25 protein-coding genes and 1 tRNA gene are annotated in these 19,489 nt (G+C 34.2%); 13 read left to right on the top strand and 13 right to left on the bottom strand.

The window, feature by feature from the left end; translation table 11 throughout:
• Nucleotides 1-128 precede the first annotated feature (128 nt).
• Together SIB89_RS04040 and SIB89_RS04045 are read right to left on the bottom strand one after the other, a co-directional pair.
• The gene (locus SIB89_RS04040) at nucleotides 129-956 is read right to left on the bottom strand and encodes a TIGR00266 family protein (protein WP_412561258.1); all 828 of its coding nucleotides are present in this window, start codon (nucleotides 954-956) and stop codon (nucleotides 129-131) included.
• Between the two features lie 133 nt (nucleotides 957-1,089).
• Nucleotides 1,090-1,545, bottom strand: coding sequence for a DUF4442 domain-containing protein (locus SIB89_RS04045; RefSeq protein WP_412561259.1), 456 nt, complete (start codon nucleotides 1,543-1,545; stop codon nucleotides 1,090-1,092).
• Between the two features lie 147 nt (nucleotides 1,546-1,692).
• Between SIB89_RS04045 and SIB89_RS04050 the strand changes: the two genes are divergently transcribed.
• The 5 genes from SIB89_RS04050 (at nucleotide 1,693) to SIB89_RS04070 (ending at nucleotide 6,410) form a co-directional block, all read left to right on the top strand.
• Nucleotides 1,693-2,139: a DUF4870 domain-containing protein gene (locus SIB89_RS04050; protein ID WP_155089742.1), complete on the top strand. Its 447-nt coding sequence runs from the start codon at nucleotides 1,693-1,695 to the stop codon at nucleotides 2,137-2,139.
• A gap of 195 nt (nucleotides 2,140-2,334) precedes the next feature.
• Nucleotides 2,335-2,676 carry a PadR family transcriptional regulator gene (locus SIB89_RS04055; RefSeq protein WP_155089741.1) on the top strand — a complete coding sequence of 114 codons (342 nt, stop codon included), beginning with the start codon at nucleotides 2,335-2,337 and terminating at the stop codon, nucleotides 2,674-2,676.
• Nucleotides 2,673-4,466 (top strand): PspC domain-containing protein, encoded by a 1,794-nt coding sequence (locus SIB89_RS04060; RefSeq protein ID WP_412561260.1) that lies wholly within the window; start codon nucleotides 2,673-2,675, stop codon nucleotides 4,464-4,466. Before SIB89_RS04055 ends, SIB89_RS04060 begins: the two co-directional genes overlap by 4 nt.
• A 199-nt stretch (nucleotides 4,467-4,665) precedes the next feature.
• Nucleotides 4,666-5,394 carry a head GIN domain-containing protein gene (locus SIB89_RS04065; RefSeq protein WP_412561261.1) on the top strand — a complete coding sequence of 243 codons (729 nt, stop codon included), beginning with the start codon at nucleotides 4,666-4,668 and terminating at the stop codon, nucleotides 5,392-5,394.
• 185 nt (nucleotides 5,395-5,579) lie between these two features.
• Nucleotides 5,580-6,410, top strand: a complete 831-nt coding sequence (locus tag SIB89_RS04070; protein ID WP_412561262.1) for a GIN domain-containing protein — start codon at nucleotides 5,580-5,582, stop codon at nucleotides 6,408-6,410.
• A gap of 71 nt (nucleotides 6,411-6,481) precedes the next feature.
• Here SIB89_RS04070 and trxB read toward each other — a convergent pair whose 3' ends face one another.
• Nucleotides 6,482-7,465 (bottom strand): thioredoxin-disulfide reductase, encoded by a 984-nt coding sequence (gene trxB, locus SIB89_RS04075; RefSeq protein WP_412561263.1) that lies wholly within the window; start codon nucleotides 7,463-7,465, stop codon nucleotides 6,482-6,484.
• 159 nt (nucleotides 7,466-7,624) lie between these two features.
• Here trxB and SIB89_RS04080 point away from each other — a divergent pair, with 159 nt between their 5' ends.
• Nucleotides 7,625-8,101, top strand: a complete 477-nt coding sequence (locus tag SIB89_RS04080) for a hypothetical protein (protein ID WP_155089734.1) — start codon at nucleotides 7,625-7,627, stop codon at nucleotides 8,099-8,101.
• Nucleotides 8,102-8,360: 259 nt separating this feature from the next.
• Here the strand turns inward: SIB89_RS04080 and SIB89_RS04085 are convergent, their stop codons facing one another.
• From SIB89_RS04085 to SIB89_RS04110, 6 genes are all read right to left on the bottom strand, one after another.
• On the bottom strand, nucleotides 8,361-8,522 hold the full coding sequence (locus tag SIB89_RS04085; protein ID WP_155089733.1) for a DUF1328 domain-containing protein: 162 nt from the start codon (nucleotides 8,520-8,522) through the stop codon (nucleotides 8,361-8,363).
• A 180-nt stretch (nucleotides 8,523-8,702) separates the two neighbouring features.
• Nucleotides 8,703-9,152, bottom strand: coding sequence for a ferritin-like domain-containing protein (locus tag SIB89_RS04090; protein WP_412561264.1), 450 nt, complete (start codon nucleotides 9,150-9,152; stop codon nucleotides 8,703-8,705).
• Between the two features lie 237 nt (nucleotides 9,153-9,389).
• The gene (locus SIB89_RS04095; protein WP_412561882.1) at nucleotides 9,390-9,659 is read right to left on the bottom strand and encodes a hypothetical protein; all 270 of its coding nucleotides are present in this window, start codon (nucleotides 9,657-9,659) and stop codon (nucleotides 9,390-9,392) included.
• A 76-nt stretch (nucleotides 9,660-9,735) separates the two neighbouring features.
• Complete coding sequence (locus SIB89_RS04100; protein WP_412561265.1) at nucleotides 9,736-10,038, bottom strand: hypothetical protein; 303 nt, start codon at nucleotides 10,036-10,038, stop codon at nucleotides 9,736-9,738.
• Between the two features lie 87 nt (nucleotides 10,039-10,125).
• The gene (locus SIB89_RS04105; RefSeq protein WP_412561266.1) at nucleotides 10,126-10,275 is read right to left on the bottom strand and encodes a hypothetical protein; all 150 of its coding nucleotides are present in this window, start codon (nucleotides 10,273-10,275) and stop codon (nucleotides 10,126-10,128) included.
• 126 nt (nucleotides 10,276-10,401) lie between these two features.
• On the bottom strand, nucleotides 10,402-10,836 hold the full coding sequence (locus SIB89_RS04110) for a hemerythrin domain-containing protein (RefSeq protein ID WP_412561267.1): 435 nt from the start codon (nucleotides 10,834-10,836) through the stop codon (nucleotides 10,402-10,404).
• Between the two features lie 197 nt (nucleotides 10,837-11,033).
• On the opposite strand from SIB89_RS04110, the gene SIB89_RS04115 reads away from it, so the two are divergent.
• The gene (locus tag SIB89_RS04115) at nucleotides 11,034-11,576 is read left to right on the top strand and encodes a DUF2652 domain-containing protein (protein ID WP_412561268.1); all 543 of its coding nucleotides are present in this window, start codon (nucleotides 11,034-11,036) and stop codon (nucleotides 11,574-11,576) included.
• Between the two features lie 13 nt (nucleotides 11,577-11,589).
• A complete protein-coding gene (locus tag SIB89_RS04120; protein ID WP_412561269.1) occupies nucleotides 11,590-12,627 on the top strand; it encodes a helix-turn-helix domain-containing protein in 1,038 nt (345 codons plus the stop codon).
• A gap of 2 nt (nucleotides 12,628-12,629) precedes the next feature.
• Here SIB89_RS04120 and SIB89_RS04125 read toward each other — a convergent pair whose 3' ends face one another.
• Genes SIB89_RS04125 through SIB89_RS04135 form a run of 3 tightly spaced genes read right to left on the bottom strand, consistent with a single transcriptional unit; the run spans nucleotide 12,630 to nucleotide 13,545 of the window.
• Entirely contained in the window at nucleotides 12,630-12,833 is a 204-nt protein-coding gene (locus SIB89_RS04125) for a DUF6327 family protein (protein ID WP_155089728.1), read from the bottom strand.
• Nucleotide 12,834: 1 nt separating this feature from the next.
• Complete coding sequence (locus SIB89_RS04130; protein ID WP_412561270.1) at nucleotides 12,835-13,182, bottom strand: hypothetical protein; 348 nt, start codon at nucleotides 13,180-13,182, stop codon at nucleotides 12,835-12,837.
• 3 nt (nucleotides 13,183-13,185) lie between these two features.
• Nucleotides 13,186-13,545: a YtxH domain-containing protein gene (locus SIB89_RS04135; RefSeq protein WP_412561271.1), complete on the bottom strand. Its 360-nt coding sequence runs from the start codon at nucleotides 13,543-13,545 to the stop codon at nucleotides 13,186-13,188.
• Between the two features lie 188 nt (nucleotides 13,546-13,733).
• Here SIB89_RS04135 and SIB89_RS04140 point away from each other — a divergent pair, with 188 nt between their 5' ends.
• Nucleotides 13,734-15,098, top strand: coding sequence for an NAD-dependent succinate-semialdehyde dehydrogenase (locus tag SIB89_RS04140; protein WP_412561272.1), 1,365 nt, complete (start codon nucleotides 13,734-13,736; stop codon nucleotides 15,096-15,098).
• An 11-nt stretch (nucleotides 15,099-15,109) separates the two neighbouring features.
• Complete coding sequence (locus SIB89_RS04145; RefSeq protein WP_202913894.1) at nucleotides 15,110-15,262, top strand: hypothetical protein; 153 nt, start codon at nucleotides 15,110-15,112, stop codon at nucleotides 15,260-15,262.
• Between the two features lie 41 nt (nucleotides 15,263-15,303).
• Here the strand turns inward: SIB89_RS04145 and SIB89_RS04150 are convergent.
• A tRNA-Pro gene (locus tag SIB89_RS04150) sits at nucleotides 15,304-15,378 on the bottom strand.
• A 200-nt stretch (nucleotides 15,379-15,578) separates the two neighbouring features.
• Here SIB89_RS04150 and SIB89_RS04155 point away from each other — a divergent pair.
• The 3 genes from SIB89_RS04155 to SIB89_RS04165 are packed head-to-tail and all read left to right on the top strand — an operon-like array spanning nucleotide 15,579 to nucleotide 19,456.
• Nucleotides 15,579-17,870 carry a TonB-dependent receptor domain-containing protein gene (locus tag SIB89_RS04155; protein ID WP_412561273.1) on the top strand — a complete coding sequence of 764 codons (2,292 nt, stop codon included), beginning with the start codon at nucleotides 15,579-15,581 and terminating at the stop codon, nucleotides 17,868-17,870.
• Nucleotides 17,871-17,894: 24 nt separating this feature from the next.
• Entirely contained in the window at nucleotides 17,895-19,004 is a 1,110-nt protein-coding gene (locus SIB89_RS04160; RefSeq protein WP_412561274.1) for a PQQ-dependent sugar dehydrogenase, read from the top strand.
• Nucleotides 19,001-19,456, top strand: coding sequence for a c-type cytochrome (locus tag SIB89_RS04165; protein WP_412561275.1), 456 nt, complete (start codon nucleotides 19,001-19,003; stop codon nucleotides 19,454-19,456). Before SIB89_RS04160 ends, SIB89_RS04165 begins: the two co-directional genes overlap by 4 nt.
• Nucleotides 19,457-19,489: the final 33 nt, after the last annotated feature.

Here is a 19,489-nt window from a genome sequence, read left to right on the forward strand (position 1 = left end):
AAAAAATTTGAAAGAATCTAATAAGTTTAACAGCTTATTATGTTAAAAGTATAATTACTACGTTGAGTACAAATAATTATAAAAGAGAATTCTTACATTTTAAGTCATTGATTTACAAAAGCTTAATACTAAAACCTATTATCACCATCTAACAAATCGCCTAAACCGCCAAGAATACTACCTTCACCTTTAGACTTTCCTCCGCCTTTTGCTGCAGACGCTAAAACACGTCCTGCCAATCTACTAAATGGTAAGGATTGTATATATACTTTTCCTGGTCCGCGTAGTCTAGCAAAAAATAAACCTTCACCTCCAAAGATGGAGTTTTTAATGCCTCCTACAAATTCAACATCGTAGTCCACACCTTGCGTGAAACCAACAAGACAACCAGTATCTACACGTAAGGTTTCACCTGCTTGCAAAGTCTTTTCTGCCATCGTACCACCTGCATGGACAAACGCCATACCATCACCTTCTAACTTTTGCATAATAAAACCTTCACCGCCGAAAAGACCTCTTCCTAATTTTTTTGAAAACTCTATACCAACACTTACACCTTTTGCTGCACAAAGAAAAGCGTCTTTTTGGCAGATAAACTTTCCTCCAAATACATTTAAGTCTATCGGAATAATTTTTCCAGGATATGGAGATGCAAACGATACATTGCGTTTTCCCGTAAGGTCATTATAAAATGCTGTCATAAACAAACTTTCGCCTGTAAGGATACGCTTACCCGCTCCTAGAATTTTACCTAAAAAGCCTTTATCATTTTGAGATCCATCGCCAAAGATGGTGTCCATCTTAATACCATCGTCCATCATCATAAAACTTCCCGATTCTGCGATGACTGCTTCTTGTGGATCGAGTTCTATCTCTACATATTGCATTTCTTCACCGTAAATTCGGTAATCTATTTCGTGGGCATTTCTGTCTGTAAAGTCTGGTAATTTTTCCATGATATTTTTTGTTTTTAGTTGATTCAATTATATGTTGTGGAAAATTGGTTTTTGTTACATATAAAATTATTGCTAGAATTAATGAGATTGCCACGCTTTGCTCGCAATGACATTAACTTTTAACTTTTTACTTCTAACTTTTCACTTTCAAAGTCCATTCAAAATTAAAAGAAGACACCTCCACTCCATCTTTATTAACACCATTTGAATTTAGCCATACGGTTTGCCCTTCTCCGGTTTCAATTGCTTTTGCAATAGCCTCATCTATTTTATAGCCTTCTTTGCATTTAAAGGTGATTCTTCCTGTTGCTTTTTTAGTAAACGAAGTATTATTATTGGCCACCAACATAGAAATCTTTTTACCGCTTTCCCTTATTTTTTTCATCACCAAAGCACCAGTCGTTAACTCAGCCGCCATACCTTGTACAGCCCAAAACATAGAGTTGAATGGATTTTGATTAATCCAGCGGTGTTTTACAGAGACCACGCAGGTTGTATCATCTATATGCTTAGTTCTTACTCCCGTAAAGTAGGCTGCAGGTAGTTTAAACAAAAGGAACTTATTGAGTTTAGACGGTGACATATTCATGTTGAGGGTTTAAAATTTCCACTAAAATAATTGAAATATCCCAACACTACTAATGTTAAAAAAATGTTAATTTTTAGTACTATGCGTAACATAATACCTTTTTAAAGACATATATTTGTATAAGAAACTATTATATACTTTTAAAAAATGATAGACAACCACCATAAAAATTTAGCGACATTCATACATTTGTCCACCTTTTCGAGGTTTATTATTCCGTTTGGAAATTTTATAGGTCCAATAGTGTTATGGGCAGCGAATAAGGAAAAGTCAGAATTTATAGATCAACATGGTAAGCAGGCCATTAATTTTCAGATTAGTGTTTTGTTGTATGCCATTATTATAGGTACCATAAGTGTTCCGTTTTTCATCTTTAAACTTTTTAGAGGCTTAGATTTTATCGATTTTCATGGATTTCATGATTTTCATATCAACGTAGGTGAACCCTCCCCTCTATTATATATAGGAGGTGGATTAGGCGCCTTAGCTATAATAGCATTTATCATAGAATTAGCACTGATCGTAAGAGCAAGCTTAGCAGCAAGGGATGGAAACAACTATAAATATCCGCTGACCATTAATTTTTTAAAATAATTTAAACTGATTTATCACGCTAAAATTAATCAAAGTGTTATTTCAGTATTTCATCAATAATCAATCAAAAAATGAACAGTTTAATTGAATTAAAGAACCATATCACATGACACGAGCGCAATCAATAATTTTAAATGAAACAATATGCTGCGTGCGCGAACTGCATGTGACTTTAATAAAAAATAGAAAACACACATGAAAATAGAAAACACAAAAGCACAAATGCGTAAAGGTGTTCTGGAGTATTGCATCTTATCCATCTTAAAAGATGAAGATGCCTATGTTGCAGAGATTCTGGGCACATTAAAAGACGCAAAAATGCTTGTTGTAGAAGGAACTATTTATCCACTATTAACAAGATTAAAGAATGCTGGACTACTCAGTTACCGCTGGGAAGAATCCACATCTGGACCGCCTAGAAAATATTATGGTCTTACGGAAACAGGAAAACTGTTTCTAAACGAATTAAACTCCACATGGAGCGATTTACAAAATGCAGTTAACCTAGTAACCAGTACAAAAACAACGAAAAAATGAATAAAACAGTCAATATAAATTTAGCAGGTATATTCTTCCATATAGACGAAGATGCATATCTTAAATTACAACGCTATCTTGAGGCTATAAAACGTTCATTTACAGACTCTCAAGGACGTTCGGAAATCATTTCGGACATTGAAGCACGCATCGCAGAACTGTTCTCGGAGCGTATAGAAAACGACAAGCAAGTTGTTGGTATTAAATTAGTAGATGAAGTCATTGCTATTATGGGACAACCAGAAGATTATTTGGTTGATGACGAAATCTTTGAAGACGAACCGCGCGCAAAACAATCATACGACCGAAGACCAACAAAAAAGCTTTTTAGAGACACGGACAACTCATATATTGGTGGTGTTGCCGCAGGTTTAGGTCATTATTTTGCAATCGATTCTATGTGGATGCGATTGATCTGGTTATTGTTAGCCTTAGGTTCTGGTGGTACGTTTATCTTTATTTATCTTATCTTCTGGGCTTTAGTACCAGAAGCAAAGACCACAGCCGAAAAACTGACCATGACTGGTGATCCTGTGAACATCAGTAACATTGAAAAAAAAATTAAGGACGGCATCGATTCGGTTGCAGAAACTGTAAAGAATGCTAATTTAAAAGAGAAAGGGAATACGATATTAGAAGAACTCGACAATGTTACTGAAAGCATTTCGGATACAGTAAAAAATGTGGATTACAAAAAACAAGGTAATCGTATAAAGTCTAGTTCCCAAACGTTTTTTGACACTATAGGAAACATCTTAATGTTCTTCCTTAAAGTTATTGCAAAGTTTATAGGTGTCATCTTAATTATAGTTGGTATTAGCACCTTGATAGCTCTAATTGTTGCTCTATTTTCTATCGGAATTACGGATGCCGTTCACTTTCCAGGAATGGACTTTATAGATGTGGCCAATGCCGCTAATATTCCAATTTGGTTAGTCTCAATGCTTTTGTTCTTTGCTATAGGTATACCATTCTTCTTTATATTCTATTTAGGATTAAAGATATTGGTCAATAACCTAAAATCTATTGGTAATGTGGCTAAATTCACTTTATTAGGATTGTGGTTAATGTCCATTATAGGTCTCGTGATAATTGGAATAAAGCAAGCTTCAGAACATGCGTTTGATGCTAAAGTAACGGCCAAAACCGAGTTGAACATAAAAGCCGGAGACACTATAAACTTAAGTATGACTGGCTTGGATAATTACAACAGTTATTACTATGACCATAGCAGCGGATTTAAAATTATTGAAGATGATAATGGTCGAAACCTTGTCTCTTCCGATGTTCGGTTTATTGTAAGATCAACAGTAGATTCTGTAGCCTCAATAATCGTAGAAAAAGAAGCCACTGGAAGCAATTATAACACAGCAAAAAAACGCGCAGAAAATATTAATTACAATTATGCATTATCTGGTAATACGTTGAAACTTGATGCTTATTTAACTACAGATGTTAACAATAAGTTCAGTGAACAAGAAGTAAGGTTAATTCTTTATATACCAGAGGGAACCATACTTTATACGGATAAAAATGTAAGACGATATCAACGCTACTCTATTGGGTATAACAATAATATTCTTAGAGATGCTAAAAGTGGCAAATACTTTAAAGTTATAAAGGATGATGTAGAGTGTCTTAATTGTGAGGAGGACGACGTTATAGAAATAAAAGGTGATTCACCATTTTACGAAAACACTCCTGAACCATCTTCGTCCAACGAAGAAAGGTCTGAAGTTAACGTTCAAATCAATGAAGATGGTGTTGATATTATAGTTAATGACAATTGAGGATAAAGATTCAACAGTTCGTCAGTTTTAAATTGAAAACCATAATTAAATCATACAAATTTGTATCATCAATCAATCAAAAAATGAACCAATCAATCAAATCACTTTTGCTGTGCAGTATCGGATTCCTAATGGCTTCCGATATTGCAACAGTTTAGGTGAAACAATCATCATTATCAATCAGAAAAAAATAGAAATCATGAGTACATTAGTAAGAGTAGTAGTAACGAGTATTTTAAGCATATTGATGCTGTCCTGTGACTTTTCCATGAATTTTGGAGAAGGCGTAGATGGCAATCGAAATGTTATCACCCAAGAAAGAACCATTTCAAATGACTTTGAGTCCATAAAAGTGAGCCAAGGTTTAGATCTTTACATTACACAAAGTAATGATGTATCACTAAATGTAGAAGCAGATGAAAATCTTCACGATCTTATTATGACCGAGACAGAAAATGGTGTATTGAGAATCTACACTACAGAAAACATAAGAAGAGCGGCTTCTAGAAGAATTAATCTTAATATAGTTGACATTTCAGCCATAAAGGCAACTAGCGGAAGTGACGTCTATTCAACCAACACCATAGATGTTGATGAGTTAGAACTTAACTGTACAAGCGGTGCGGACATAAGGTTAGATGTTAATACAACAACCTTAAATTGCCATTCTACCAGCGGTAGTGACATAAAGCTTACCGGAACAACAAAAATGTTAATTGCCGAAGCTACAAGTGGTAGCGATATTGAAGCTTCGGGCTTAAAAGCTGAAACCTCAAAAGTAAAAGCCACCAGTGGTGCAGATATTTCAGTTAATACTTCAAAAGAGCTAACGGCAAGAGCAACAAGTGGTGCTGATATCAGATATTCTGGCAGCCCAGAAAAAGTAGATAAATCCGATAGTTCTTCTGGCAGTGTACGAGGAAACTAAACGCTAAAAAAAAACACAAAAATAGAATTTTAATATTTTTGTAATTACTTAAAAATCAATCAATTAAAAACCGTTTTAAATTCTATATAGAGTTTGGGGCGGTTTTTGTATATATTTGTTTAATAGCTTTAAAAGTGACATTATCCTTGATTTGTGTCATATTTATAGTTTAATAAACATTATACATGAAAAAATTATTGCTTATTCTGATTGCAACAATGGTGACAGCTCCAACCATATTTGCACAAGAAAAGATTAAAGGAGACAGAAATGTTACCATTAAACAAACGTACATAGATGATTTTCATACGATTGTTGTCAATGGTGATTTTTCTATTGAAATTGTATATAACAGTAAGCCTTCCGTAAATGTAGAAGCAGATGACAACCTACATGATGTCATACAATTTGATGTTGCAGATGGTGTACTCACTTTTGTAGAAACCATGCGAATTACTTCAAAAAAGAAACTCCTTATAACCGTTAATTATGGTGATGCCCTACAGCATATTGAAACAAGAGGTGATGGCGAAATTAGATCATTAACATCTATGGAACTAGGTGATGCCTCTTTAATTACATCAGATAATTCTAGAGCCTACTTAAACATTAGAGCCAAGAATTTTGTTTACAAAAGTTCTGGTAAATCCAAAACGCGATTAAATTTAACGGCAGATTCAACCAAAGTAGAACTTAGCGATAATAGCAAATTAGATGCACTTATTAATAGTAAAGTAGCTGATTTTGATTTATATCTGCGTTCTGATGCTGTTATTGAAGGCTCAGCAAACAGCTCTGTGATAAGACTGGATAACTCAACAAACTTCAATAGCCCAAAATTTGATGTTAAAACCGTAGATGCTACTTTAGAAGATAATAGTGACTTAACCATTTCAGCTTCGGATAGTATTACAATAGCATCTTCTGGTGATAGCGAAATTTATTTGTATGGTAGTCCAACCATTACAATCAGCAAGTTTGAAGATACCTCTAAGCTTCAAAAGAAGAAATTATAGACCATAACTAATTACAAATAAGAAAGCCGAAGTTTATCACTTCGGCTTTTTTTATGTTCTATAACGAATTCTTAATTATAGGTAGAGGTAGATACCTCAAAATCAGATTCTTTAGCTGCTAAATAACGTTCTGCATCTAGAGCCGCCATACATCCAGTACCAGCAGCTGTAACAGCTTGTCTATAAACATGGTCCGCAGCATCACCACTTACAAAAACACCTTCAACATTAGTCTTACTTGTACCAGGTACTGCATTAATAATATAACCTGTTTCATCTAAATCTAAATAATCCTTGAAGATATCAGTGTTTGGCTTATGACCTATTGCAACAAAAAATCCGGTTGCAGGTATATCAAACTTTTCATTTGTTTGGTTATTGAAAACCCTAACTCCAGTAACAACTTGGCCGTCACCTAAAACCTCTTCAGTTTCAGTATTGTATAATATCTCAATGTTTTCTGTGTTCTTAACACGGTTAGCCATAATTTTTGAGGCTCTAAACTCATCGCGTCTTACCAACATCGTCACTTTTTTACAAAGTTTAGACAAATAATGAGCTTCTTCACAAGCGCTATCTCCTGCTCCAACAATAACAACTTCTTGATCTTTATAAAAGAAACCGTCACAGACAGCACATGCTGAAACCCCTCCACCAAGTTGTAAATATTTCTGCTCAGATGGTAATCCCAAATATTTCGCAGAAGCACCTGTAGAGATAATAACAGTTGAGGCATGAATTTCCTTTTCATCATTTACCCAAACTTTATGAATATCTCCAGAAAAATCCACCTTTGTTACCCAACCATGTCGCACATCAGTACCAAAGCGCTCGGCTTGTTTTTGCAGTTCAATCATCATTTCTGGCCCAGTAATACCATCTGGGTATCCTGGAAAGTTCTCAACATCATTAGTCGTCGTTAACTGACCACCAGGTTGCTCACCTTGGTATAACACAGGAGCCATATTCGCTCTAGACGCATAAATGGCTGCTGTATAGCCTGCAGGTCCAGAACCTATTATCAAACATTTTATTTTTTCAATTGTATCAGACATATCTTGTATTTTATTACAGGACAAAAGTAGGATTTTTGATTAAATCCTTACATAGAAGTTATCAACACTAACAATGGTGTTATAAATATTATAAATCGCTTCACTTTGTCCTTTAAATTTCGTAATTTTTAGGTGTTAAATAGCAAAATCTAACAAATCATGACATCTAAATTCCTAATCTTTAGCCTCGCTCTGGCTCTTGCATTCTCTTGCAAGGAAGCTCCAGAAAATGACAACTCTACGGAAGTAGAAACAGAACAACAAGACAAACTTAATAGCCTTAAGGGCACATGGGAACTTACAGGCTTTTATAACTACAAAGACAATGTGGTTGTAGATTCTTTTGAGATGAATCCAGAATTTAGGCAACTAAAAATGTATTCTGACACTAAGGTAATGTGGTGCAAACACAGACCTGCAGATTCTTCGGAATGGTTTGGTTATGGCACTTACGATTACGATGGTGAACGACTGACAGAAGTCCTGGATTTTGGTTCAGCGGTTATGGATCAGGTAATTGCAGAGAAAAAGGAATTTATTTTTGAATTGGATTTACAGACGAATAAATTTCAACAAATCGAACTGGACGAAGATGGCAATAGGATATACTCTGAAAATTATGTGAGGGTGGAATGACTACAATGAAAAGACCTCAGGTTTTAAGCCGAGGTCTTTTTTTTTGTCAATAAACTAGATTGTTTTCTTTTTTAATCTACCGTGTCTTCTACATCGTCAACGACATCTTCTACATCATCTGCTACATCGTTTTTCGTTTCTCTACAACTTGTTAACGCTGTTGACATTGTAAATAATAATACAAATGCTAAAATTAATTTTTTCATAATGAATGGTTTTTAGTGTTAAAGTGGAATTTTATTCTTTTAAATATAATTAATTACTTTTTAACTAGGCCTCTAAATAATGAGGCTATAAAAAGTACCAAGAATATAAAGAAGATTACCTTAGCTATTCCTGCTGCTGCACCTGCTATTCCTCCAAATCCTAATATCGCTGCAATTAATGCAATTACTACAAATGTGATTGTCCAACGTAACATAATTTTATGATTTTAATGTTTAAAATTCAAAACTTGACTATCAAATTTCTTACTATAAAGTTAACTTAATCAACAGCTTATGATTAACTGATTCAAATTAAAAACTATCGTAAATCATATAAAAAAAGAAGGGCACTTATGACAAATGCCCTCCTTCGATCTAACCTACTAACTAAATTATTAATGGATATCTTCTAACGCATTAATTTTTGTTAGACCTTCATTAATAATATTTTTTTGTGATTGCAATATGGATTTAGTGCTCAGAGGCAGACTTGTTTCCTTTAATATCTCTTCATATTCATTTACTGCTGCTTTTTCACCTCTTATTGCTTCTTCTAACATGGATTCTTCATCATCACTAGAAAATAGACTTTTTAAATCCATCCATGCTCTATGTACTGTCCCTGTTAGACTTCCCCCTTTATCCACATCTTGGTTAAAACTTCTAATCTCTTTCTTTAGTTCATGACCAAAGTTATAACGTTCTTGTGCTTTGTTTTCAAAGTAAGCTTTTAAAGAAGGGTTATCAACATTCTCGGCGGCCTTTTTAAATCCTTTCTCTGCGTCATAGGTTTTTTCCAACAACGCGTTTAGTTTATTTCCGACTTCTTCTGTGTATGTGCTCATAACTTTTTTTATTTGATTATAGATAATTTACTTTTGGGATGTCTACCATTTATTAGTCTAGGTGTATCCCTCTTTCTTTTCTACCATAAAAATAAACAACAGCTTTAGTTAATATTAATGCAAATGCTACAGAAATTGACACTAATGATTTAATTCATAATGTTGGTTTGTAATTGTTTATAAGCTTAAGCATTGAAGTCTCTGTTTCTGTTAATCCATCGATACTTTTACATTTTTTTAGGAGAAATAAGGCTTAATTGTTCCATCGAGATAACTTTCGGTAATTTTTGGGTGCACATAATATTTTCTAACAACATTTCTTTTATTTCCCAAAGCTTTTACTGCGTTATCTACAGCTGTTAAGACTTTCTTATTTGCTTGGTCTTTGTCTAGTTCGATTCCTAGCTTCATTAAGATTTCAAAACATATTTTACTTGCACCCCAATTCCTAAAACCCTTAGCCGTAAAGAGCTCACCGGAAATGTCTTGTAAATATTCATTGACCATCGACGAGCTATCCACGCAATGTTTTGCACTATCTTCATCGTAATACTTAAAATAATTCCCATCCAGGAATTTCCTCTCATTGCTGTATTAATTTTATAAGTTTTTTATTCTTAATCGTTACGCGGTGTGTTTTACCTCGCTTTCCTTTAAATTCAAATTTTAACTTATTTTTATATATATCCACATGCCCACTTCTAAGAGTAGATAAACCATAGGTGTTTTTTGTAGAAGTATAATAAGAGTTACCAATTCTATTATGTGTTTCTTCGAGTAGGCTTATAGTCAAAGCTAGAACTTTTTGCTTAGTCCATTTAGGCGACTCAAGGTCGGTCTCAACTCTCTTTCTTAATTCAGGTAAGCCTTGACCAAAGGCATACATTTTTTAAAATTTGGTTTGGTTTCTTAACCGGTTCCAATTGGAGTGGCAAATGTATTGTTTTCTCCCTTTTTCATCCCTCCCAATAGCCTATATATAAGCTTTTTTATTAGAAGCTATATTTACGTTTTCCCAAGCGGGTGGTATAGTTAATTCTTTTATGCGTTTGAGAGTGGCTTTTTGAGTAACTGATTTACCATTTTTAGAATAGGTTATTTTACCCTTTCTAGATTCCCTCACTATATTCAACTTTTTGTCAGTTGCATATTTTAAATCAAAACTGTCGATGAATTTTTCGGGCTGGGTATAACCGCTTAGCGAAATCTAAATCAACAGTTTTGTTTTTCAAAGCATTTCTTCATAGAACTATCTATGATCCTTCATGTAGTTATTATACTTATTGGCTAAGTCTTTCTTTTGCTTTTCACTAAGAACTTTACCTGATAATTGAAAGAACGCGTGTTCCTCATCGTCTAAATGGTGCTCAACTTTTTCTTTCAAATTTTTGGCGATTTTTAACCATGCAGAAGAATCCATTTCGGTATCTTCTAGCTGTTCAATCAACTCGTCTATTTCATGATGCTCTGCAATACCGTGTCTAGCATGCTCTTGCATCATCTCTGTTGGGATAAGAGGTTTGTAGAAATGTCGTTCTTCAGCATTTGCATGTATTGTTAATTCTTTTCTAAGTGCTTTAAAAAGTTCTTTTCTTTTAGCAGTGTCTCCAGAAGTGTCCACCAATTTATCCAATAGATTTCTTTGAATATCATGATCTCTTCTTATCGCTTCGTAAATTGTCATAGTTTGTATCGTTATATTTTGTTGCTTATAAAATTAATAGGACTCTAAACCGAAGATGTGCTCATTTAAATTAAAATGTATCCCTTTTAGATGCAAATAGTAGTAAATTAGTTATATTAGCCGAACTTTGTCATAAATTTTTTAATCATACAATTATGCTTATTTGCATCCCTGATATTAGTGGTTTTACAAAATTTATGAGTGAGACAGACTATGAGCTAAATTCTAAGGTCGTACCGTCGTTATTAAACGAAATTATCTATTCTAATGAGATCGGACTAAAGGTGTCCGAAATTGAAGGTGATGCTGTGCTTTTTTTTAAAAGAGGTGAGTTGCCTCCATTAAAAGATTTAATAGCCCAATGTGAATTCTTTTATACCCAATTTTACAGACAGTTAAGGGCATTACATGATGATTTTAAAGATGTTAAAGATGGCAAAAAAATATCTCAAACCTTAGGCCTTAAAATAGTACTCCATTTTGCAAAAGGTGTAGATTCAGTACAGATAGGAAAACACATTAAACTTGTGGGAGAAGATGTAATTGTAGCTCACCGCTTGCTAAAAAATAAAATTGATTGTGAAGAATATATATTGCTTTCTAACGAACTATTAAAACAATACACCTTTAATGAAGCCGATACAAACACATATTTGGATCAGCTGAAAAAAGGTAAAGATTATTATGAACATATAGGAGAAATCGAGTATTCCTACATTGATTTTAAACCTTTAATATAGAGCTAACTTATTTATGAAAGAAGTATTAATCAGTGCTAAAGACACTCGAGAGATTATTGAGCAACTCCAACAAAGTATAGGTGGAGAAATTATTGATTCTTGGGGAAAGTCTAGGTTAGATGTTAATAATAATACCGCAAAAGGAAACATAAGAGTAGTTACTTTTGATTGGGGAGTTAATGTTATAATATTCAACATTATATTTCATGAAGATATTACATTAAAGATAGAAGCCACCGAGTTTAATCCGGTTCGTTTCATCTACAATTTAAACGGTGAATTTTACCATAGGTTTGGCATTAATAGCCGTGAAGAATTAGTAGAACAATTCCAAACATTGATAACTACCAATAAAACAGATGGATTTGATTACTTTAAGTTTAAGAAAAATACCGAACTAGATATAAATTTCATTCAGATCATAAGAAAAGATTTTCTTAAAAAAAGAACTACAAAAGTATCTTCTCTAAATAGTAAACTGCAAAATGTTTTTGTTGACACCGACCACGAAAATAGATTTTCGCATTACGGAGCTTTGAATCTTAAAATGGCAGACCATGTCAAAAAACTGCATAACGTGAAGCAAAAAGGCATGGTGAAAATCTTAAAAATGGAAGCTCAAATTTACCAAATATTATCGTTACATATTCAACATTACAATAGACAGTCACAAGGCGTACCTTTGCCGACGTCTCTGGTAAAAAGTGAGTTAAAGAAAATAAGAAAGCTTGGCAACAAAATTCTTAAAGAGCCTTCACTAGACTATAATCTAGACGACCTCTCGGCAGAATGTGGGTTATCACAAGCAAAACTTCAAGATGGTTTTAAATTTCTTTTCTCCAGAACTGTTACCGAATATATAAGACATGTAAGGTTAGAATCTGCAAGAGAATTAATGAGAACAACAGATTTAAATATATCACAAATTGTGTACACCATAGGCTTCACCAGTAGAAGCTATTTTTCTAAAATATTTAAAGAAAAATACGGAGTAACACCCAACCAATTTAGGAAACAAATGGTGAGTAAGATTACAGTAGGCGCTGTATAAAATTACTTAAATATCCACTTGCGTATTAAAGCTATAAGTCCATATTTTCCGGTAAGTTTCAAAGCTGAACTTACCCAGTTTAATGGCTTTAGGTCTTCTTTATACTCATTTTTCATAAGTTTAAGTTCTTCCCAAGCAATATCGCGCTCTAACCTTAAGCGTTTAAGGTTGTTCTCAATATCTTTAAATGATGAATATACTTTCATATCAATCGAAAAATTTTAAACTAAATGTTTTAATAATAAACCTGTTGATCTTTGCCCGGAGACTATAGATTATAAGTGCCACCGCCAAAAATATGATCCCAACAGATAGGTAACCCAATACCAAACTCTCAAAAACATTACCCAACTCAATAGCCAATGCCACGGCCAAGAAAATAATACCTATAAAAGCTATGCCACCAATTAACAATATCTTGGCGAGCAAACTCATTGTCAGTGTAAGTTGTTGGAATACCTTTAACTTAAAATATTGGTGAGACGTTTTTAAGTAACGCTCACCAATTTCTGACGCTTTATCGGTTGTATTATTAATATCATTAAATACACTCATTGACTAGGCTGTTTTTGCTGTCTTTGTTGATTTACTGTTTTTCTGAAGATTTTTATTTCTTTCCTTTAAGTCTTTCAACTTTGCTTCTAAGGTAGTAATGACATCTTCCGCCTTGTAACTTGCGTTAGACACTATAGATTCAACTTGACTATCTAAATTACCCTTTTGTGTTGAAATAGAATTTCCAATAGAATCTTTTAATTCTGTGGCCTTTTCTGCAAGTTGGTTTCTTCTCGCCTCAGCCTCTTCAGCGATTCGTCGTCTTGTTTCACTTCCTTTATCTGGCGCAAACAAGATTCCTAATGCTGCACCTGCTGCTGCACCTACTAAAATTCCTAAAACTGTATTTCCGTTATTACTCATATTATTTTGTGTTTAATTGTTATTGTTATTTGTCGTTGACGCTAATATATAATCAATATACGGCCAACCTTAACTCTTTTGATATGGATTTTTGCTATTATGCCAAATACTTTTAGCGTTAAACATTTTTGTATTAGAATTAAGATAAAATCTCCAATAAATTTAAATTTGAACTAACAAACAAAACTATGAGCGACACCATAAATACAAATAATCCTTACAACGGGGAACACATTAAAACCTACAAGCTAGATTCGAAAGTTGTTTTGAATAAAAAATTAGAGTTGGCAAATGCCACCTTTAAATCTTGGAAATTTCTCGAAATAAGTGAGCGTGCTAAACTGTTACAAAAACTTGCTGATGAGTTGCTGGCAGATAAAGACTCGCTGAGCAAGCTCATAACTTTAGAAATGGGCAAACCCATAACAGAAAGCAAGGCCGAGATTGAGAAATGTGCTTTTTTGATTCAATTCTATGCACATAACGCAGACCAATTTTTAGCTGATGCCATCATAGAAACAGACGCACATGAAAGTTATATCAGTTACGATCCGCTAGGTTGTATTTTGGCGGTTATGCCTTGGAATTACCCTTTTTGGCAAGTGTTTAGATTTGCCATCCCAACACTCATAGCTGGTAATGTGGCTTTATTAAAACACGCCTCTAATGTCACTGGGTGCGCTATAGCGATTGAAAAGCTATTCAATAAGTCTGGTTTTCCAGAGGGTTGCTTTCAAACTTTATTGGCCGATCACGATACCATAGAAGAGATTATCGGTAATGACATTGTAAAAGCAGTAACCTTAACAGGAAGTGAAAAGGCCGGGAAAAGTATTGCCCAAACTGCCGGCAAAAATCTTAAAAAAACTGTATTAGAGCTAGGTGGCAACAATGCTTGTATAATTTTAAAGGATGCCGATTTAGATAAGCATCTAGATACCATTGTTAAAGCTAGAATGCAGAATTCAGGTCAAAGTTGCATTGCTGCAAAACGTTTTTTGGTAGAAGAAGAAATCTATGATGAATTCCTTGAGCAGTTCACCAAAAAAGTGAAAGCGCTAAATTATGATGACCCTCTTAAGGAAGATACCAATATGTCCTGCCTGGCAAGACCAGATTTAGCTGATATTTTAGAAGAGCAAGTTTCTAAATCTGTTGAAAAGGGAGCTAAAGTACATTATGGTAACACAAGAGATGATGCCTATTATCAACCAACCATATTGACAAATGTTACTGAAGATATGCCAGTGTTTAAAGAAGAGACCTTCGGGCCAGTTGCACCTATTATTAAAGTTAAGAATTTAGATGAGGCCATTGCAATGGCATCTAATTCTAGATTTGGTCTAGGGACTATGATATTTACCAAGGATTATAAAAAGGCTTCTAAAAAGGTTTTAGCTATTGAAGATGGAGCATACTTTATCAACGAAATGGTAAAATCAGATCCAAGGTTACCTTTTGGTGGAACAAAAGCTTCTGGATACGGGAGGGAATTATCTAAAGAAGGTATTTTGGAATTTGTAAATAAAAAGACGATATTTATTAATAAGTAAAAATATAAATTATGAAATTTGTAAAAGAAGAAGACGAAGAAAGAGATGATTATATTCTGCAGAAAGATGCGAAAACCAAATTTGGAGCAACTTTCATCATCATAACATTAATTATACTGATAATAGCCGTAGCAATTTCAGGTATATTTTTTGAATGGTACTAACAAAAAAAGCTCAGCAAATGCTGAGCTTTTTTTACTTAAAGTCGGGGTGGCAGGATTCGAACCTGCGACCTCCGCGTCCCAAACGCGGCGCGATAACCGGGCTACGCTACACCCCGAAATGGTTATCTTATATTTTCAAAACGCATCCATAGTAATTGCAAAATCACAACTACAATAGAAAACGGGTGCAAATATAATTTATTTCTTAAATGTAAAAGACCTTTTTATCTTAAAAAATACATTTATTTAAATCTTTAAATTGGAAATAAAAAAGAGTAATTTCGCTTTAGGCCCTTTATATTATTCCTTATCCTTTATGGCAAAAGTCTTTCAAATTCTAATCTTCTCTTTATTATTTACATTTAGTTCTTTTGCGCAAAACTTCAATGGGAAAATTTTAGATAAGACTAACGGCATTGCGTTAGAAAACACCTTAATAATTAACCTAAAGACTTTAGATACTGCATTTTCTGATGGTAATGGGAATTTCAAAATTAAAGAAAGTGGTAGGTTTCAAGTAAAACGCATTGGTTACATTGAGGAAATTGTTGACATAGAGCTTTCAACTTTCAAAATCATTGAATTGACTTCTGACCCTTCGCAATTAAATGAAGTTATTATAACAGCAAATCATTTACCTAAATCTTTAAAAAAATCCACCGCATCCATTGAAGTGATTAATCAATCTCAAATACAACGATACAATAATGCCGATTTTTCTCCAATATTAAATTCTACACCAGGTATTTTTATGCAAAGTGGAGCGCTCAACACTAATCGCATCACCATTAGAGGAATTGGAGCAAGAAATCTGTTTGGTACATCAAAAATTAGAGCTTATTTTAAGGACATTCCCTTAACAAACGGAAGTGGCGAAACAACTATTGAGGATTTTGAATTGGGCTCATTATCTGAAATTGAAATTATAAAAGGAGCGACATCCAGCAGTTATGGTGCCGGATTGGGAGGAACCATTCTACTCAAACCCAAATATAATTTTGGTAATTCAACAAAGGTATCATCCGAGTTTACCGTTGGTTCATTCGGGCTGATTAAGGAACTAACAAACCTCAATATTGGTCTAAATAAGAATGCCATTAATTTCACGCATAGTATTACAGCGAGTGAAGGTTATCGCGAAAACAATGACTACTATCGAAATACGTTCACATTATCATCAAAACATATACTCAATGCTAAAAACGGCATTTCAGTTCTAGCAAGTTTTGTTAATCTCAAGGCTTTTATTCCTAGTTCTTTGAATGAGTCGGATTTTAAAAACAGTCCCAGTTCAGCTGCTTTTACTTGGGGAAGGTCAAAAGGTTTTGAAGATTCAGACCGAGGGATTATCGGCATAACGTGGACCAATCAACTCAACGAAGATTTCCAACAAGTGACTAGCATTTTTACTTCCTTCAGAAGCAATTATGAGCCAAGACCTTTCAATATTTTAAGTGAAAATAGTTTTGCCTTAGGGTTAAGGTCTAGGTTGTTGGGCAGTACTGCGCTTTTTAAAAAGAGACTGAACTTCACTATAGGTGGAGAATATTTTAAGGATAATTACAAGTATAAAACTTTTGAAAATTTATATGAGGATTTTGAAGAGGGAACTGGAAGCATACAAGGAAACGAGCTTTCAGATTTCAAAGAAAAAAGAAGCTATTACAATTTGTTTTTTGAAAGTGATTATGAACTTTCTTCACGCACAACATTCACATTTGGCATCAACCTCAACACAACGTCTTATGATTTAGAAGATCGGTTTGAAGTTTCAAACAATAATCCCGATCAATCAGGCGAATTTAAATTTAAATCTATTGTTTCACCAAAATTTAGTCTTTCACATGCTTTGACCGATTATATCCATCTGTTTTCAAGTATAAGTCAAGGGTTTTCACCGATTTCATTAAGTGAAACTCTTTTACCGAACGGACAAATCAACCAAAACCTAAAACCCGAAACCGGCTGGAACTACGAAATAGGTAGTAGAGGACTCCTAGCAAAAGGAAAATTGCAATACGGTATTTCTTTTTATAGGCTAAACATTAGCAATTTAGTTGTATCGAGAAGAACTGCACAAGACGAGTTTATAGGCATCAATGCTGGCAAAACAAGACATGATGGTTTAGAGCTAAAATTAGATTACAGTGGATTGAGTTCAGACAAGCTTAAAATCAATACCTATATCAATTATACCCTTAACAATTTTAAGTTTGATGAATTTGTAGATGGAGATTCTAACTTTTCTGGCAATGATCTTACAGGAGTACCAAGTCAAGTATTTAACCTTGGTATCGATTACAGTTTCAACTTTGGGCTATATGGCAATTTTCATTACAGACATGTTGGCGAAATTCCTATAACTGACAGTAATAGTTTATATAGCGATGCTTACAGTATTACTTATGCTAAAATCGGTTATGAGAAAGCTTTTGGAGACCATTTCAGCTTAAACTTTTCCTTTGGAGTTAATAACCTATTTGATACAACATATGCATCACAAATATTGGTCAACGCCACAGGATTCAATGGTGCTGCACCACGCTATTATTACCCAGGAAATCCCATAAATTATTATGCTGCAATTCGATTAAATTATGTTTTTTAAGTATCTTGTCCTAAAAGAAAAACCATGAAAACCCTTTATTCAAAATTTGCAGTAATCTTACTAATGACATTAAGCTTTACGGCATGTGCACAAGACAAAAATCCTGTCAATAATCAAAATACCCATGAAGTCGTAGTCCCAGAATTAAATATTCCTTGGGGATTCACTTTTTTACCAGATGGAGCTATATTAATCACTGAAAAAAGTGGTGAACTCATTCACTTTAAAGATGGTGAAAAGACTACTATTTCTGGCTTACCAGAAATATATGTTCGTGGACAAGGTGGACTTATGGATGTTATTCTTCATCCAGATTTTGAGAACAATAAATACATTTATATTTCCTATGCGTCGTCTAAAGGAGAAGGAGATGGCGGCAATACAGCAATAGCCAGAGCGAAACTAAACGGTAATACGCTTACGGATCTAGAAGTGTTGTACAAAGCGACTCCAAATACAAGAAGAGGTCAACACTTTGGCTCTCGATTGGTATTCGATAAAGACGGTTATTTATTTTTCACCATCGGAGAGCGTGGAGATAGAGACACCAACCCTCAGGACATTACGCGAGATGGCGGCAAAACATATCGCATTAACGATGACGGAAGTATTCCTGAAGACAACCCTTTTGTAAACGATGCTGATGCCAAAAAAGCCATCTATTCTTACGGTCATAGAAACCAGCAAGGCATGACGCTTCACCCTGATACCAAAGAAATTTGGACGCATGAACATGGTCCGAGAGGTGGTGATGAAATAAATATTGTTGAACCTGGCAAAAACTATGGATGGCCAGTTATTAGCTACGGAGTTAATTACAGCGGAACAAAATTCACTGACCTTACAGAAAAAGAAGGCATGGAACAACCGCTTCACTATTGGGTGCCTTCAATAGCACCGAGTGGTATGGCATTTATAGATAGTGACAAATACGGAGATTGGGAAGGCAATCTATTGGTAGGCTCGTTAAAATTTAATTATTTGGATATGTGTACCATAAAAAACGGTAAGGTTGTAAAGGAAGAACGTTTGCTCAATGATATCGGAAGGGTTCGTTCTGTTGAACAAGGACCAGATGGTTATATCTACGTTGGAGTAGAAAATTTAGGAATTGTAAAACTGATTAGAAAATGATGAAAATATTTAAGCTTTTAATACTTGTATTACTGGTAACTTCATGTAATTCAGAAAAGAAGAAAACAACCAAAGTAGACTATCCGGAAAAGACATCCTTGGCTCAAAAAGATTCAAAATTAACAGCCAGTATGGAACGCGGAAAATCAGTTTATAACGATATGTGCATCACTTGCCACATGGCAAATGGTAAAGGAGTACCTAAAGCATTTCCACCATTGGCCAATGCCGATTTTTTAAGGGACAACCAACAGGAGAGCATTAAAGGTATTAAAAATGGCATGTCCGGAGAAATGGTTGTTAATGGCATTACGTATAACAGTGCCATGGCGCCTTTAGGACTTTCCAACGAGGAAGTGGCAGATGTTATGAATTATATTAACAATAGTTGGGGAAATGATTATGGCAAATTCATTACTGCCGAAGATGTTGCAAAAACCATCAATAAATAACACTATTTGGTTAAATTTGCACAACTAATATAA

Origin of the sequence: Winogradskyella sp. MIT101101, assembly GCF_047126865.1 — a bacterium.
GTDB classification, from domain to species: domain Bacteria; phylum Bacteroidota; class Bacteroidia; order Flavobacteriales; family Flavobacteriaceae; genus Winogradskyella; species Winogradskyella ouciana.